Raw genomic sequence first — 14,805 nt, forward strand, 5'->3', positions numbered from 1 at the left:
CCGGAACCCGCCGGGGGCTCCTGTGCGGAACAGTACCCGGCGCTCCCTGCCTCCCCCCTGGCCCCGCACCCGCCCGCGGCTCAGCCGCGCAGCACCAGGACCTGCCCCGCCACCACCAGCAGCACCTGCTCGCACTCGGTGGCGAACGCGGCGTTCAGACGGCCCAGTTCGTCCCGGAAGCGCCGCCCGGAGGCCGTCGCCGGGACCACACCCGAGCCGGTCTCGTTGGTCACGGCGACGACCGTGCGGCGGGTCCCGCGCACCGCACGGACCAGCTCGGCGACCCGCTCGCGCAGTCTCTCCTCCCCGCCGTCCGCCCACCGGCCGTCGTCCCACGCCCCGGCCCGGTCCATGGCGTCCGTCAGCCACAGCGACAGACAGTCGATCAGCAGGGGCGGGCCGTCCTCCTCCAGCAGTCCCGTCAGCTCACAGGTCTCCTCGGTGCGCCACGCGGCAGGCCTGCGCTCCCGGTGCAGCCCGATCCGGGCCTCCCACTCCGCGTCCCCCTCACGGCGGCCGCCCGTCGCGACGTACACCACCTCGGGGAAGGTCTCCAGGCGCTGTTCGGCCTCCACCGACTTCCCCGACCGGGCCCCGCCCGTGACCAGGGTGCGCCGGGGCACCTCGGGCACCGCGTGGTACGCGCCCACCGCGAGCGTCGTCCCGTCCGGTACGGCCCGCGCCCCGCCGGCCGCGAGCCGGCGGTCCAGCCCGGCGCCGGGCGGTGCGTCGTGGTCCAGGTGGACGGCGATCACCTCGGTGGCGGGCCCGACGGCCTCCACGGCCCGCAGCCGGGCCACGGCGTCCGGCCGCGCGATCACATCGCACACGACCACGTCGTACGGCTCCGCCGCCCGGCCGGCCAGACCGGCGGGGGAGGCCCCGGGCGGCAGGTAGAGCAGGCGCGCACCCTCCGGCGACGTCACCTCGTACCCGGTGCCCGGCGCGTCCATCGCGACGGCCCTGACCCGGTGCCCGCTGATCAGCGTCAGTTCCTGCCCGTCCGGGACACGCCCCGCGGGCGGGAGCGAGGCGGGCAGCTCCACCGCGGGGCCGTCGTGCGGGTGGGTCAGCAGCACCTGCCGTACGGCGGCGAGCGAGTGACCCGCGCGGGCGGCGGCGAACACGGCGCCCGGGGTGAGATCCAGCAGCAGCGCGTCGTCCACGAGCAGCGAGGTCGCGGCGCGTGCCCCGGCGCCGCGGGAGGAGGCGCAGGCGGCGCAGGGGCAGTCGGGCCGCGGCAGCCCGCCGGGGGCGCCGGTGCCGAGCAGTGTCAGTTCCACGCTCCGATCCTCCCGTGTCCGTGAACCACCTGCGCGCCCGGGACACCCACTAGTCTTCGGGGAGCAACGCGACCCAGGAGGCGGACATGGCGTGGACGTGGCGGTTCGAGAAGTCCGACGGTACGGAGACGGAGCCGGCGCTGCAGCCGGAGGAGTTCACCACCCAGGGCGACGCGGAGTCCTGGATCGGTGAGTTCTGGAAGGAGCTCCTCGAAGGCGGAGCGGATCAGGTGACGCTCTTCGAGGACGCGACGAAGGTCTACGGCCCGATGAGTCTCCAGGCCGGCTGAGGCCCGCGGGCCCGCCCGGGACCCGGTGCCCGGGCGGGCCCCCTCGCCCGGCTGTCCGTGCGGCCGTCCCGCCGCCGGCCGGCTCTCACATCTCGCCCAGGGTGACCTCGGCGGTCCTCGCCGCGTCCCCGCGCGTGTACGTCACCCGGACCTTCCGGCCCGGCTTCTCGCCCGCCAGGGCCTCCGAGAGCGAGGTGATCGTCGTGACCCGGGCGTCGCCGACACGGGTGATGATGTCCCCGACGCGCAGGCCCGCCTCGTCCGCGGCCCCGCCCTCCTGGACGCTGACGATCGCGACCCCGGCGGGCCGGTACTCGTCGTCGACGACGGTGCGGCCCGTGATGTCCAGCGCCGCCCGGCCCGAGTCGGTGACCTTTCCGGACTCGATGATCTGATCGGCCACCGTCCGCACCATGGAGACGGGGATGGCGAACCCGATTCCGGGCGCCGCGCTGCCGCCCAGCTGGGGATCGGTCGCCGCGAGGGTGGGGATGCCGATCACCTCGCTGTCGAGGTTCACCAGGGCCCCGCCGCTGTTGCCCGGATTGATGGCCGCCGAGGTCTGCACCAGGCCGGCGAGCGTCGCCCCGGTGCCGCCGCCCGAGCGGCTCTCGCTGACGGTGCGGCCCACGGCCGAGACGATGCCCTGGGTGACACTGCTGGACAGGCCGAGCGGTGAGCCCATCGCCAGGACGATCTGCCCCACCTCGACCTCGTCGGTGTCCCCGAAGCGCGCGGCCCGCAGACCGTCGGGGATGTCGTCGAGCCTGACGACCGCCAGGTCCTGCTCCGGGTAGGAGGAGACCAGGGACGCCTTGAGCACCTTCTCGCCGGTGGCGACACTGACGTCGAAGGACCTCTCGCTGCCCACGACATGGGCGTTCGTGACGATGTGGCCCTTGTCGTCGTAGACGATGCCCGAGCCGAGCCCCTCCCCGGCGCCGATCTGCACCACGGAGGGGAGCACGTCCTTGATGACGGCCTGGTACCGGCCCTCCAGATCACTCCCGCCCGTGGGCCGGGGCACCGCCGCCTGCTGGACCGGTGCGGCGGACGGGGCGGGGCCGGGCCCTGCGCATCCGCCCGCCAGGGCGATCACGCAGGCACCGGCGGCCAGGGGCGCGAGCGAGCGGCGTACCCGGCGGAGGGGAGGGGTTGCGTCCATGCCCGGAGTATCGCCAGGGTCCGCCGGCGGCGGCCTGCTCTGCTGGGCCGATCAGGCGTACGGCAGGGGCGGCGTCAGCCGCGGACCCCGCACAGGTGCAGCAGCGCGGCCACCGAGCGGTACGGGTCGGTCCGCCCCGCGCGGTCCTCGGCGGCGAACACCCGGGCCAGCTCCTCGGGGCCGGGCAGCTCCGCCTCGTTGCTCACGTTGTCCGTGAAGACCCGTACGCCGTACCAGGCGTGCAGCGGGGCGGCGATCCCGGCGAGAGTGGCCCGCAGCGCCTCGAGCCGGTCCGCCCGGACGGTGAGACCGAGCCTGTTCGTGTACGTGTCGGTGTCGAACGCCGCGAGGGCCGCGGTGAAGTCCCCCGCCGTCCCCGGCCGCATCGCCAGGGCGTCCGCGTTGCGTACGAGCAGGGAGAGCAGACCGCCGGGCGCCAGCACCCGGGCCAGGCCGGCCAGCAGCGGATCGGGCTCGGAGACGTACATCAGCACGCCGTGGCAGAGGACCACGTCGAAGCTGCCGGGCAGGAAGTGCACCCCGGTGTCACGGCCGTCGCCCTCGATGAGCCGCATCCGCTCCCGGATGCCCTCGGGCTCGCCCGCGAGGGCCTCACGCGCGGTCCGCAGCATCTCGCCGTCGGACTCGAGACCCGTCACGGAGTGACCGGCCCGCGCCAGACGCAGCGCCTGCGTGCCCTGGCCCATGCCGACGTCGAGCACCCGCAGACGCTGCCCCACGGGGAAACGCGCGGCTATCTGCTCGTCGAGCTGCCGGGCGACGAGCTCCTGACGGACCGTGTTGCGCAGTCCGCCGAGCCCGTCCAGCCACTGGGGGGACACCCCCGTGAAGCCGGGGGTCTCCGTGCTCAGGGCCGCTCTCCCCGCTTGACCTGCGGCTTGGGCAGACGCAGACGCCGCATCTGGAGCGTACGCATCAGGCCGTAGGCCACCGCGCCGCGCTTCGGGGCGTCGGGGAAGCGCTGGGCCAGCTGCTTCTTGAGGCGGAACCCGAGGCCGATGGAGTCGACGACGATCAGCACGATCACGCCGAGCCAGAGCAGCAGCGAGATGTTCTGGATGTTCTGCACCTGGATCACGCTGAGGATCAGGATGATCACCGCGAGCGGAAGGAAATACTCCGCGATGCAGAAACGCGAGTCCACGAAGTCACGGACGAAGCGCCGCACGGGCCCCTTGTCACGCACCGGCAGATAGCGTTCGTCACCCGATGCGAGCGCTTCGCGCTGCCGGGCCATGTCGGCCCGGCGCGCTTCGCGCTGGCGCTTCGCGGCCTCCTTGCGATCGGTCGGCGTGCCGCTGGAGGCACGTCGGCGCTGCGTCTGGGCCTCGCTGCGCTTGGGGGTGGGGCGACCCTTGGGAGCCTGGGGGTCGCGGGGCGTCTTGGAGAGGTCCGCCGTCACCTTGCCGGTGGGGGCCTTCTCTTCCTTGGAGCGGCTACGGAACACAAAACCCAAGGGTACGGGGTCGGCCCGGGCTGTCGGGGGCCGGCCGGGAACGATCCGGCAACGGCCCGCGTCCTGAAAGCGTCCCGACAGGGACAGAACGGGCGTCGCCGGTCTCGACCCTGAGGTTCGTCTACTCCCTGCGCGGGAGCGGCCGCCGGCGGCAGTCGTCCTTGCGGAGGAGCACATCCGTGCTCGAACAGTGCGGTAATGGAGACAGGGCCCGTACTGTGGGTTCTGTTGGAGTGCTGGAGCTCAGTCCGTCAGAAGGGGGCGCGCGAAGCCCATGAGCGGTGTCATGAAGCGTATGGGAATGATCTTCCGCGCGAAGGCAAACAAGGCCCTTGACCGGGCCGAGGATCCGCGCGAGACCCTCGATTACTCGTACCAGAAGCAGCTCGAGCTGCTTCAGAAGGTACGCCGCGGCGTCGCCGATGTGGCGACCTCGCGCAAGCGGCTGGAGCTGCAGCTGAATCAGCTGCAGGGGCAGTCGTCCAAGCTGGAGGACCAGGGCCGCAAGGCGCTCGCGCTCGGTCGCGAGGACCTGGCCCGCGAGGCGCTGTCGCGGCGCGCAGCCCTCCAGCAGCAGGTCACGGACCTGGAGACGCAGCACCAGACGCTGCAGGGTGAGGAGGAGAAGCTCACTCTCGCGGCCCAGCGGCTGCAGGCCAAGGTCGACGCCTTCCGGACGAAGAAGGAGACCATCAAGGCCACCTACACCGCGGCCCAGGCCCAGACCCGGATCGGTGAGGCCTTCTCCGGCATCTCCGAGGAGATGGGCGACGTCGGCCTGGCCATCCAGCGGGCCGAGGACAAGACCCAGCAGCTCCAGGCGCGCGCGGGAGCCATCGACGAACTGCTGGCCTCCGGGGCCCTCGACGACCCCTCCGGCACGGCGAAGGACGACATCGCCGCCGAGCTGGACCGGATCTCCGGTGGTACGGATGTGGAACTGGAGCTGCAGCGCATGAAGGCCGAACTGGCCGGCGGAACCGCCGGCCGGCAGCAGGCCATCGAGGGCGGTGCCCAGGACGCGGCGCCCCAGTCGCAGCAGTCCCCGCACAAGTTCGACAAGCAGTGAGGGCGGCGTCATGATCGTACGGATCATGGGGGAGGGCCAGGTCGTACTGGCCGACAGCCGTCTCGCCGAGCTGAACGAGCTCGACGACGTACTCCTCGCGGAGATGGAGAGCGGTGACGGACCCGGCTTCCGCACCACGCTCCACGCGCTCCTGGACAAGGTGCGTGAGCTCGGCTCGCCGCTCCCCGACGACTCCCTGGAGCCGTCCGAACTGATCCTGCCGTCACCCGACGCCACCCTCGAAGAGGTGCGTTCCATGCTCCGCGACGACGGGCTGATCCCCGGCTGACCCGCCGCACCGCTCCGCACTCCGCACGATGCCCCGTCCCGGCCCGCCCGGCGCGGGGCATCGTGCCGTGACACCGCCCGGGCCGTGCCGCTGACGGCACGCCGTACCGTAGTTCGACGTGACCCCCCTCGGAACCGGGCTCCTGCGCGCACGCCGCTGGCTGCGCGGCCATCCCCTCGCCTTCGACGGCGGCCTCGCCGTGGCCGTGCTCACCTGCATGATCTGCGTGTCGTTCGCCGAGCCGGATCCGGGCCGCGGGCCCGTCTTCGGAGCCCGGGTCCCCGGACCTTCGAGCGTGCTGCTGATGGTGCTGGGCGCCGGGGCACTCGTCCTGCGCCGGCGCAGGCCCATGGCGGTGCTCGCCGTGACCGGGCTGCTGTCCGCCGCCGAGTTCGCCCTGACGGACCCGCCCTCCCCCGTCGTGATGAGCGCGGTCGTCGCGCTCTTCACCGTCGCGGCCGGCACCGACCGGCCCACCACCTGGCGGGCCGGTCTGCTGACCATGGGGGTGCTCGCCGTGACCGCGATGGCGGCCGGCGCGACGCCCTGGTACAGCCAGGAGAACCTCGGCGTCCTCGCCTGGACCGGCCTGGCCGGGGCCGCCGGCGACGCGGTGCGCAGCAGACGGGCGTTCATCGACGCGATCAGGGAACGGGCCGAACGCGCGGAACGCACCCGCGAGGAGGAGGCCCGCCGCAGGGTCGCCGAGGAACGGCTGCGGATCGCCCGGGACCTGCACGACGTCGTCGCCCACCACATCGCCCTGGTCAACGTCCAGGCCGGGGTCGCGGCCCACGTCATGGACAGACGCCCCGACCAGGCGAAGGAGGCACTCGCCCACGTACGGGAAGCCAGCCGGTCCGCCCTCAACGAACTGAGGGTCACGGTCGGGCTGCTGCGCCAGTCCGGCGACCCCGAGGCGCCCACGGAGCCCGCCCCCGGGCTCGCCGTCCTCGACCCCCTCGTCGGCACCTTCCGCAACGCCGGGCTCCCCGTCGAGGTGGCCTGCACCGACCCCGGCAGCCCGCTGCCCGCGGCGGTCGACCTCGCGGCCTACCGGATCATCCAGGAGGCCCTGACCAACGTGCGCAAGCACGCGGGCGCGGACGCCAGGGCCGAGGTGAGTGTCGTACGGGTCGGGGGGACCGCGGAGGTCACCGTGCTCGACGACGGCGGGGGAGCGGCTCCCCGTCCCGCGCCGGCCGACGGCGGCGGGCACGGCCTGATCGGCATGCGCGAGCGCGTCACCGCTCTCGGCGGCACCCTCACGGCGGGCCCCCGTTACGGAGGCGGATTCAGGGTTCATGCGATCCTGCCCGTCACGTCCCGCACACGTACGCCGGAGGAGCCGGGCGCGGTGGGGGCGACGGGGGGATGCGCATGACGCCCATCAAGGTGCTGCTCGCCGACGACCAGGCGCTGCTGCGCAGCGCGTTCCGGGTGCTGGTGGACTCCGAGCCCGACATGCAGGTCGTCGGTGAGGCCGCGGACGGGGCGCAGGCCGTGGCCCTGGCCCGCTCCACCCGTGCCGACGTCGTGCTGATGGACATCCGGATGCCGGGCACCGACGGCCTCACCGCCACGAAGACGATCAGCGCGGACCCGGACCTGGCAGGCGTGCGGATCGTCATGCTCACCACCTTCGAGGTGGACGAGTACGTGGTGCAGGCCCTGCGGGCCGGTGCCTCCGGCTTCCTGGGAAAGGGTGCGGAACCGGACGAACTGCTCAACGCCATCCGTGTCGCCGCGGCCGGCGAGGCGCTGCTCTCCCCGGTCGCGACCAAGGGACTCATCGCCAGTTTCCTCGCCCAGGGAGGCGGCTCGGCCGGGGGGCCGGACGGCGCGGAGTACTCCGAGCGCCTCGCCGCGCTCACGGGGCGCGAGCGTGAGGTGCTCGTCCAGGTCGCGGGCGGGCATTCCAACGACCGGATCGCCGAACGGCTCGTCGTCAGCCCGCTCACCGTGAAGACCCACGTGAACCGGGCCATGGCGAAACTCGGTGCGCGGGACCGGGCGCAATTGGTCGTCATCGCCTACGAATCGGGCCTGGTCCGACCCAGGGTGGAGTGACGGAGCGGGCCGGGCTACTCCAGCTGCGGTATGCGCGGGGCGAGAAAGCAGCCCGGGGGCCGACGATTCGACCCGGAAAACCCGCGATCGTATGGATGGGCGGGCTGTGTCCCCTGCGGTCATGACGTGATCACCGAACAGCCGCCCCCTGCCGCGTAAGCCACAGAAGAGAGACCCACCCATGTCCTGGCTGTCCAGATTCAGCCTCGCGCAACGGGCCCTGATCGGGCTGATCTCGATCGTCGCGCTCGTTTTCGGGGCGATAGCGATCCCACAGCTCAAGCAGCAGCTGCTGCCCACCATCGAACTCCCGATGGTGTCGGTGCTGGCCCCCTACCAGGGTGCGTCCCCCGACGTGGTCGAGAAGCAGGTCGTCGAGCCCCTCGAGAACGCCATCAAGGCCGTCGACGGCGTGGAGGGCATCACCTCGACCGCCAGCGAGGGCAGCGCCGTCGTCATGGCGAGCTTCGACTTCGGCGACGAGGGCACCGAGCAGCTCGTCGCGGACATCCAGCAGGCGGTCAACCGGGCCGGCAGCCAGCTGCCCGAGGACGTCGACCCGCAGGTCATCGCCGGCTCGACGGACGACCTGCCCACCGTCGTCCTGGCCGTCACCTCCGACAAGGACCAGCAGGCACTCGCCGGCCAGCTCGACCGCACGGTCGTCCCGGCGCTCGAGGACATCGAAGGCGTCGGCCAGGTCACCGTCGACGGTGTCAGGGACCTCCAGGTCTCCGTCGTCCCCGACGACAGGAAGCTCGCCGCAGCCGGACTGGACACCGCCTCGCTCTCCCAGGCCCTGCAGGCCGGTGGCGCCACCCTCCCGGCCGGCTCCTTCTCCGAGTCGGGCAGGAGCCGCACCGTCCAGGTCGGCGGTGCCTTCAGCTCGCTCGAGCAGATCGAGGACCTGAAGGTCTCCGCGGCGGACCCGGCGGGCGGGCGCGGGAAGCCGGTACGGGTCGGTGACATCGCCACGGTGGAACAGGAGCCCGCCGCGGCGGTTTCCCTCACCCGTACGAACGGCAGGCCGAGCCTCGCCGTGATGGCGACGATGGACCAGGACGGCAGCGCCGTCGCCATCTCGGACGCCGTCCAGGACAAGCTGCCCGGCCTGCGCAAGGACCTCGGCGCCGGTGCCGAGCTGACCGTGGTCTCGGACCAGGGCCCCGCCGTCTCCAAGTCGATCTCCGGTCTCACCACCGAGGGCGCACTCGGCCTGCTCTTCGCGGTGGTCGTGATCCTGGTCTTCCTCGCGTCGATCCGCTCGACGCTGGTGACCGCGGTCTCCATCCCGCTCTCCGTCGTCCTCGCGCTCATCGTGCTCTGGACCCGCGACCTGTCGCTGAACATGCTGACCCTCGGCGCGCTGACCATCGCGATCGGCCGGGTCGTCGACGACTCGATCGTCGTCCTGGAGAACATCAAGCGGCACCTCGGATACGGCGAGGAGCGCCAGTCGGCGATCATCACCGCCGTCAAGGAGGTCGCCGGCGCGATCACCTCGTCCACGCTCACCACCGTCGCGGTCTTCCTGCCCATCGGCCTGGTCGGCGGCATGGTCGGCGAGCTCTTCGGCTCGTTCTCACTGACCGTCACCGCGGCCTTGCTGGCCTCGCTGCTGGTCTCCCTCACCGTCGTCCCGGTCCTGTCGTTCTGGTTCCTGCGCGTGCCCGAGGGCACCGCCGAGAACCCGGAGGAGGCCCGTCGCGAGGCCGAGGAGAAGGAGGCGGCCAGCCGGCTGCAGCGGATGTACGTCCCGGTGCTCCGCTTCGCCACCCGGCGCCGTGTCGCCAGCATCGTCATCGCGCTCGTGGTGCTCTTCGGCACCTTCGGTATGGCACCCCTGCTGAAGACGACCTTGTTCGAGGCGGGTGAACAGGACGTCCTCACCGTCAAGCAGGAGCTGACCCCCGGCACCAGCCTGGAGGCGGCCGACGAGGCGGCGCGGAAGGTCGAGAAGGTCCTCGCCGCTGACGAGGCCGTCAAGGACTACCAGGTCACCGTCGGGTCCTCCGGCTTCATGGCGGCCTTCGGCGGCGGCTCGGGAGCCAACCAGGCCTCGTACCAGGTCACCCTCGAGGACTCGGCGGACCACGAGGCGACCGAGAAGCGGATCGACGAGGCGCTCGGGAAGCTCGAGGGCGCCGGTGAGACGACGATCGCCGCCGCCAACGACTTCGCCTCCCAGGACCTGAGCGTCATCGTCAAGGCCTCCGAGGCGGACGTCCTGAAGAAGGCGTCGGAGACGGTGCGCGCCGAGGTCGCCGAGCTCGAGGACGTCACCGACGTCCAGAGCGACCTGGCGCAGAGCGTCCCGCGCATCTCCGTCACGGCGAACGACAAGGCCGCGGCCGCGGGCTTCGACCAGACCGCTCTCGGGGGAATGGTCGCCGGGGCGGTGCGCGGTACCCCGGCCGGCACGGCCGTGATGGACGACACCGAGCGCGACATCGTCGTCAGGTCCTCGCACCCGGCCACCACCCTGGCCGAGCTGAAGGCCCTGCCGCTCGGCCCCGTGGAGCTCGGTGACGTCGCGGACGTGGAACTGGTGCCCGGGCCGGTCACGACGACCCGCATCGACGGCAACCGTGCCGCGACGATCACCGCCACGCCGACCGTGGACGACACCGGCGCGATCAGTGCGGAGCTCCGGAAGAAGATCGGCGCCCTGGACCTTCCGGGCGGTGCCACCGCGACCGTAGGCGGCGTCACCCAGGACCAGGAGGAGGCCAGCACGAAGCTGCTCCTCGCCATGCTCGCGGCGGTCGCGATCATCTTCATCCTGCTGGTCGCCACCTTCCGGTCGCTGATCCAGCCGCTGATCCTGCTGGTCTCCATCCCCTTCGCCGCGACGGGTGCCATCGGCCTCCTCGTCGCCACCGGTACCCCCATGGGAGTCCCGGCGATGATCGGCATGCTGATGCTCATCGGCATCGTGGTGACCAACGCCATCGTGCTGATCGACCTGATCAACCAGTACCGGGCCCAGGGCATGGGCGTCATCGAAGCGGTCATGGAGGGCGGACGCCACCGGCTGCGCCCGATCCTGATGACCGCGCTGGCGACGATCTTCGCCCTGCTCCCGATGGCCCTCGGCGTCACGGGCGAAGGCGGCTTCATCTCCCAGCCGCTGGCCCTCGTGGTCATCGGCGGTCTGATCACCTCCACCCTGCTGACCCTGCTCCTGGTGCCGACGCTCTACGCGATGGTCGAGCTCCGCAAGGAGCGCCGCGCGAAGAGGAAGGCGGACAGGCGCGAGGCGAAGTCCGGCACGGCGGCCCCGGAGACGACGGAGGAAGCCGCCTCCGCCGAGCCGGAGCCCGCGAAGGCCTGACCGGTCCGTTCGCACGTCACACGGGAAGGCCCCCGACGCCGCACCACGGCGTCGGGGGCCTTCTCCACCCTGCGGGAGCTACGGCAGCGCCAGCATCCGCTCCAGCGCCAGCTTCGCGAACTTCTCCGTCTCCGCGTCGACCTGGATCCGGTTGACGAGGTTCCCCTCGGCCAGCGACTCCAGCGTCCACACCAAGTGCGGCAGGTCGATCCGGTTCATCGTCGAGCAGAAGCAGACCGTCTTGTCGAGGAAGACGATCTCCTTGTCCTCGGAGGCGAAACGGTTCGCAAGCCGGCGCACGAGGTTCAGTTCCGTGCCGATCGCCCACTTGGAGCCGGCCGGCGCGGCCTCGAGGGCCTTGATGATGTACTCCGTCGAGCCCACGTAGTCCGCGGCGGCCACGACCTCGTGCTTGCACTCCGGGTGCACCAGCACGTTGACGCCCGGAATCCGCTCCCGTACGTCGTTGACGGACTCCACCGAGAAGCGCCCGTGCACCGAGCAGTGCCCGCGCCACAGGATCATCTTCGCGTCGCGCAGCTCCTCGGCGGTCAGGCCGCCGTTCGGCTTGTGCGGGTTGTAGAGGACGCAGTCCTCCAGGGTCATCCCCATGTCCCGCACGGCCGTGTTCCGGCCCAGGTGCTGGTCCGGCAGGAAGAGCACCTTGTCTCCCTGGCCGAAGGCCCACTCCAGCGCCCGCTCGGCGTTGGACGAGGTGCAGATCGTGCCGCCGTGCCTGCCGGTGAAGGCCTTGATGTCGGCGGAGGAGTTCATGTACGAGACGGGCACCACCTGGTCGGCGATCCCGGCCTCCGTCAGCACGTCCCAGCACTCGGCGACCTGCTCGGCGGTGGCCATGTCGGCCATCGAGCAGCCGGCGGCCAGGTCCGGCAGGACGACCTTCTGGCCGTCGCCCGTCAGGATGTCGGCGGACTCGGCCATGAAGTGCACGCCGCAGAAGACGATGTACTCCGCCTCGGGACGCGCCGCCGCGTCCCGGGCGAGCTTGAAGGAGTCACCGGTGACGTCCGCGAACTGGATGACCTCGTCACGCTGGTAGTGGTGCCCGAGCACGAAGACCTTGTCCCCGAGCTTCTCCTTGGCGGCACGGGCCCGTTCCACCAGGTCCGGGTCGGACGGGGAGGGCAGGTCGCCGGGACATTCGACCCCGCGCTCGCTCCGCGGGTCGGCCTCACGGCCGAGCAGCAGAAGGGCGAGGGGTGTCGGCTGGACATCCAGGGGCTGGGCGGTGGTCACGACACGCACCCTTTCTTTTCCGCGAAACGCCTTTTCGTCGAATTGACGCTATTTATCATAACCGCTTCGCGTCAGCTTGACGATGCCGATAGCGTCGATGTGACGCATCCCCTCGTACGGGTGGTGTGCGAGCATGAAGGGGAACAGACACGCGCCTGGCCCGGAATGAATCCGCGGCCCCGATGGTTGGACCGTCGGCAAGCAGTCCGTACAACCCGGGAGAGAAGCAGATGTCCGTATCGGACGAGACCACCACCGTGAGCGACGGCATCCTCCTGTCCGACGCCGCCGCAGCCAAGGTCAAGACCCTGCTGGAACAGGAGGGCCGGGACGACCTCGCGCTGCGCGTCGCCGTTCAGCCCGGAGGCTGCTCGGGCCTGCGGTACCAGCTCTTCTTCGACGAGCGCTCGCTCGACGGCGACGTCGTGAAGGACTTCGACGGCGTCAAGGTCGTCACCGACCGGATGAGCGCCCCGTACCTGGGCGGCGCCTCCGTCGACTTCGTGGACACCATCGAGAAGCAGGGCTTCACGATCGACAACCCGAACGCCACGGGCTCCTGCGCCTGCGGTGACTCCTTCAGCTGAACCCTGAGTCGTACGACGACGGCGGCGCTCCCGGACCCGGGAGCGCCGCCGCCGTCGTACGCACGGACTCAGGCGCGCGGCACCGTCCCGCCCGACTTCGCGTCCACCACCTTCCGGCCGTCCAGCGGCGCGTCCAGCGTCACCGTCCGGGTCAGCTCCTTGGCGACCTTGATGCAGACCTTCCCGGGCTCCGGCTCCGACTCGGCGACCGTGACCCGCACCGTACTGCCGTTCTCCGAGGCGCTGGCCGTGTACGTGCTGCACACGCCGCCCCAGAACCTCACCTCCAGCGTCCGGCCGTCCGCGCTGTACGAGGTGACACCCGTGCCCGTGCCGCCCGGGCCCTCCGTGGGCTCCGGAGAGGGTTCTGCGCTCTCCCGCGTCACGTGATCCGGGTCCACCGCGATCTGGACGACCGTGTCCACGGGGCCGCCCCGTTCGGGCCGTACGGAGAAGAGCCACGCGGGTACGAGGATCTGCTCGCCCTCCGAGTACCGCGCCGCGAGCCCGAACCCGGCCTTCTCGACCGTGACCGTGGTGGACGGCGGAGTCCCGCCCTCCGTACCGCAGTCGGTCTTCGGCGCCGGGCCGTCCTCCAGCGGCTCCGGGGTCGCGCAGCCGCCGATGCCGGGCTTCGCCGTCCGCCGGCCCTCCGCGTTCAGCTGCTTCAGCGCGTCGTCCGCGCCGGTCACCGGATAGCTGTCGCCCTTCTCCAGGCCCTTCAGGTGCCCGCTGCCGCCGACGATCTCGCCGCCGGCGCCCACCTGGACCCCGGTGGACCAGCCGTACGTCGGCAGCCCGCCCACGACGGGATCGGCGTTCACGACGCGTACGGACCCCCTCACCTGATCCGCGTCGAGCGCGGCGCCGTCCTGGCCCACCGCCTTCAGCACCGGGACCGCCGCCGCCTCGGCGGCCTTCTCGCTCACCGGCGAGCCTGAGCCAGCCTCCGGCGCGACGTCCTTCGAACAGCTCGCCGCCGTCCCGCAGGTGCCCGGGACACCGGAGCCGTACCGGGCGAAGGTCCAGGTGCCCGGAGCCTGCCTGGTCACCCGGAGGAGGGGGCCCGAGCCGTCCCCGTCAGTACCCACCTTCCAGGCGGTGCCTTCGGCGCGCGGTGTTCCCCGTACCCCGAGGGCCTTCGCGAGGCGTGCCACCTCGGCCTCGGTCACCGTGCCGGTCGCGCGGTGGACGGCGGCCGTGTCCGGGCCGTCGGGCAGCTCTCCCGAGGCGCGGTAGACGGTTCTGCCGTCATGGGGATCCGGCTCACCCGGTGCGATGCCCGGCGGCGGCGCCGACGACCGGTCGCCGTCCGCCGGGAGGCCGAGGGAGAGCAGCGGGGGCGAACCGGTCCCGGGACCGGGCCGCGAGCCCGGGCCGGCCTCGCCCGGAGTGCCCGACGCCCAGTACGCACCGCCGCCGCCGGCCAGCAGCACCGCCGCCGCCACCGAGGCCACGGCGAGCGGCGAATGCCGCCGCCGGGGGCCGGTCATGTCGTTCTCGGGTCGCTCGGTGCTCACCGGATCGCTCCTTCGACTGCTTGGCCGCCACTGGTTCCGACGCCTGTCCCCCGAGTGGGGACGGGGATGGGACGGAGCAGAGGAGCGCGCGGTTCCCCGGCGGGTGCCGGGGGGCGCCCGGCACCCGCCGGTCAGTCCCCGTAGTCGGACATGGCGTCGATCAGCCGGGCCGACGACTGCGGCACCGTGACACCGTGGATGCGGGAGGCTTCCACCGGCTCCGCGGCGGTCTTCGCGGGTACGACCCAGTGCGGCGCCATCCGTGCGCAGTCACCGCGCAGCTCGGCCAGGCTCATCTCGGACTCACACGGAACGATGGTGTTCGACATAAACGCACCGTACGCACGGAAGCACTCAGGTAGAAAGACCTACTATCGGGTAGTTCTGACCGTTCGGGCCTGAGGGCGTTACCGGGTAGCGTGAACTGTCATGCCGTCCCGGAGGGGCCTCACGCGTTCCCTTCG

General features: G+C 72.0%; 14 protein-coding genes. 7 read left to right on the plus strand and 7 right to left on the minus strand.

Translation table 11 applies throughout. From position 1 onward, the window contains the following. Nucleotides 1-80: 80 nt before the first annotated feature. Nucleotides 81-1,283 carry a bifunctional adenosylcobinamide kinase/adenosylcobinamide-phosphate guanylyltransferase gene (locus tag ACF1FZ_RS06995; protein ID WP_391772333.1) on the minus strand — a complete coding sequence of 401 codons (1,203 nt, stop codon included), beginning with the start codon at nucleotides 1,281-1,283 and terminating at the stop codon, nucleotides 81-83. Between the two features lie 86 nt (nucleotides 1,284-1,369). Between ACF1FZ_RS06995 and ACF1FZ_RS07000 the strand changes: the two genes are divergently transcribed. Next, nucleotides 1,370-1,573, plus strand: a complete 204-nt coding sequence (locus ACF1FZ_RS07000) for a hypothetical protein (RefSeq protein WP_391772334.1) — start codon at nucleotides 1,370-1,372, stop codon at nucleotides 1,571-1,573. An 85-nt stretch (nucleotides 1,574-1,658) separates the two neighbouring features. Here ACF1FZ_RS07000 and ACF1FZ_RS07005 read toward each other — a convergent pair whose 3' ends face one another. The 3 genes from ACF1FZ_RS07005 to ACF1FZ_RS07015 all read right to left on the minus strand — a co-directional run bounded on the left by ACF1FZ_RS07005 (nucleotide 1,659) and on the right by ACF1FZ_RS07015 (nucleotide 4,206). Then, nucleotides 1,659-2,738: a S1C family serine protease gene (locus ACF1FZ_RS07005; RefSeq protein ID WP_391772335.1), complete on the minus strand. Its 1,080-nt coding sequence runs from the start codon at nucleotides 2,736-2,738 to the stop codon at nucleotides 1,659-1,661. A 74-nt stretch (nucleotides 2,739-2,812) separates the two neighbouring features. Continuing rightward, nucleotides 2,813-3,547, minus strand: coding sequence for a class I SAM-dependent methyltransferase (locus ACF1FZ_RS07010; RefSeq protein ID WP_391772607.1), 735 nt, complete (start codon nucleotides 3,545-3,547; stop codon nucleotides 2,813-2,815). 59 nt (nucleotides 3,548-3,606) lie between these two features. After that, a complete protein-coding gene (locus tag ACF1FZ_RS07015; RefSeq protein WP_391772336.1) occupies nucleotides 3,607-4,206 on the minus strand; it encodes a DUF3043 domain-containing protein in 600 nt (199 codons plus the stop codon). Between the two features lie 295 nt (nucleotides 4,207-4,501). Between ACF1FZ_RS07015 and ACF1FZ_RS07020 the strand changes: the two genes are divergently transcribed. The 5 genes from ACF1FZ_RS07020 to ACF1FZ_RS07040 all read left to right on the plus strand — a co-directional run bounded on the left by ACF1FZ_RS07020 (nucleotide 4,502) and on the right by ACF1FZ_RS07040 (nucleotide 10,977). Continuing rightward, on the plus strand, nucleotides 4,502-5,284 hold the full coding sequence (locus ACF1FZ_RS07020) for a PspA/IM30 family protein (protein ID WP_391772337.1): 783 nt from the start codon (nucleotides 4,502-4,504) through the stop codon (nucleotides 5,282-5,284). Nucleotides 5,285-5,294: 10 nt separating this feature from the next. Beyond that, a complete protein-coding gene (locus ACF1FZ_RS07025; RefSeq protein WP_391772338.1) occupies nucleotides 5,295-5,573 on the plus strand; it encodes a hypothetical protein in 279 nt (92 codons plus the stop codon). A gap of 118 nt (nucleotides 5,574-5,691) precedes the next feature. Next, nucleotides 5,692-6,957 carry a sensor histidine kinase gene (locus ACF1FZ_RS07030; RefSeq protein ID WP_391772339.1) on the plus strand — a complete coding sequence of 422 codons (1,266 nt, stop codon included), beginning with the start codon at nucleotides 5,692-5,694 and terminating at the stop codon, nucleotides 6,955-6,957. Beyond that, entirely contained in the window at nucleotides 6,954-7,643 is a 690-nt protein-coding gene (locus ACF1FZ_RS07035) for a response regulator (protein ID WP_391772340.1), read from the plus strand. The genes ACF1FZ_RS07030 and ACF1FZ_RS07035 overlap by 4 nt, the downstream gene beginning before the upstream one ends. A 181-nt stretch (nucleotides 7,644-7,824) precedes the next feature. Continuing rightward, the gene (locus ACF1FZ_RS07040; RefSeq protein WP_391772341.1) at nucleotides 7,825-10,977 is read left to right on the plus strand and encodes an efflux RND transporter permease subunit; all 3,153 of its coding nucleotides are present in this window, start codon (nucleotides 7,825-7,827) and stop codon (nucleotides 10,975-10,977) included. Between the two features lie 78 nt (nucleotides 10,978-11,055). Here ACF1FZ_RS07040 and nadA read toward each other — a convergent pair whose 3' ends face one another. Then, nucleotides 11,056-12,234, minus strand: coding sequence for a quinolinate synthase NadA (nadA, locus tag ACF1FZ_RS07045; RefSeq protein ID WP_391772342.1), 1,179 nt, complete (start codon nucleotides 12,232-12,234; stop codon nucleotides 11,056-11,058). 230 nt (nucleotides 12,235-12,464) lie between these two features. On the opposite strand from nadA, the gene erpA reads away from it, so the two are divergent. Continuing rightward, a complete protein-coding gene (gene erpA, locus ACF1FZ_RS07050) occupies nucleotides 12,465-12,821 on the plus strand; it encodes an iron-sulfur cluster insertion protein ErpA (RefSeq protein WP_033299961.1) in 357 nt (118 codons plus the stop codon). Nucleotides 12,822-12,889: 68 nt separating this feature from the next. Here the strand turns inward: erpA and ACF1FZ_RS07055 are convergent, their stop codons facing one another. Both ACF1FZ_RS07055 and ACF1FZ_RS07060 read right to left on the minus strand, forming a co-directional pair. Further along, complete coding sequence (locus ACF1FZ_RS07055) at nucleotides 12,890-14,341, minus strand: hypothetical protein (RefSeq protein ID WP_391772343.1); 1,452 nt, start codon at nucleotides 14,339-14,341, stop codon at nucleotides 12,890-12,892. A 131-nt stretch (nucleotides 14,342-14,472) separates the two neighbouring features. Then, the gene (locus tag ACF1FZ_RS07060; RefSeq protein WP_391772344.1) at nucleotides 14,473-14,670 is read right to left on the minus strand and encodes a hypothetical protein; all 198 of its coding nucleotides are present in this window, start codon (nucleotides 14,668-14,670) and stop codon (nucleotides 14,473-14,475) included. Nucleotides 14,671-14,805: the final 135 nt, after the last annotated feature.

The sequence above is a fragment of the Streptomyces sp. NPDC014623 genome (genome assembly GCF_043088245.1).
GTDB lineage: Bacteria > Actinomycetota > Actinomycetes > Streptomycetales > Streptomycetaceae > Streptomyces.

Excerpts from the sequence above, each read along its gene's own strand:
- ACF1FZ_RS07035 (WP_391772340.1), top strand. The coding sequence starts at position 6,954 with ATGACGCCCATCAAGGTGCTGCTCGCCGACGACCAGGCGCTGCTGCGC.
- ACF1FZ_RS07040 (WP_391772341.1), top strand. The coding sequence starts at position 7,825 with ATGTCCTGGCTGTCCAGATTCAGCCTCGCGCAACGGGCCCTGATCGGG.
- ACF1FZ_RS07060 (WP_391772344.1), bottom strand. The coding sequence starts at position 14,670 with ATGTCGAACACCATCGTTCCGTGTGAGTCCGAGATGAGCCTGGCCGAG.
- ACF1FZ_RS07000 (WP_391772334.1), top strand. The coding sequence starts at position 1,370 with ATGGCGTGGACGTGGCGGTTCGAGAAGTCCGACGGTACGGAGACGGAG.
- ACF1FZ_RS07005 (WP_391772335.1), bottom strand. The coding sequence starts at position 2,738 with ATGGACGCAACCCCTCCCCTCCGCCGGGTACGCCGCTCGCTCGCGCCC.
- ACF1FZ_RS07020 (WP_391772337.1), top strand. The coding sequence starts at position 4,502 with ATGAAGCGTATGGGAATGATCTTCCGCGCGAAGGCAAACAAGGCCCTT.
- ACF1FZ_RS07025 (WP_391772338.1), top strand. The coding sequence starts at position 5,295 with ATGATCGTACGGATCATGGGGGAGGGCCAGGTCGTACTGGCCGACAGC.
- erpA (WP_033299961.1), top strand. The coding sequence starts at position 12,465 with ATGTCCGTATCGGACGAGACCACCACCGTGAGCGACGGCATCCTCCTG.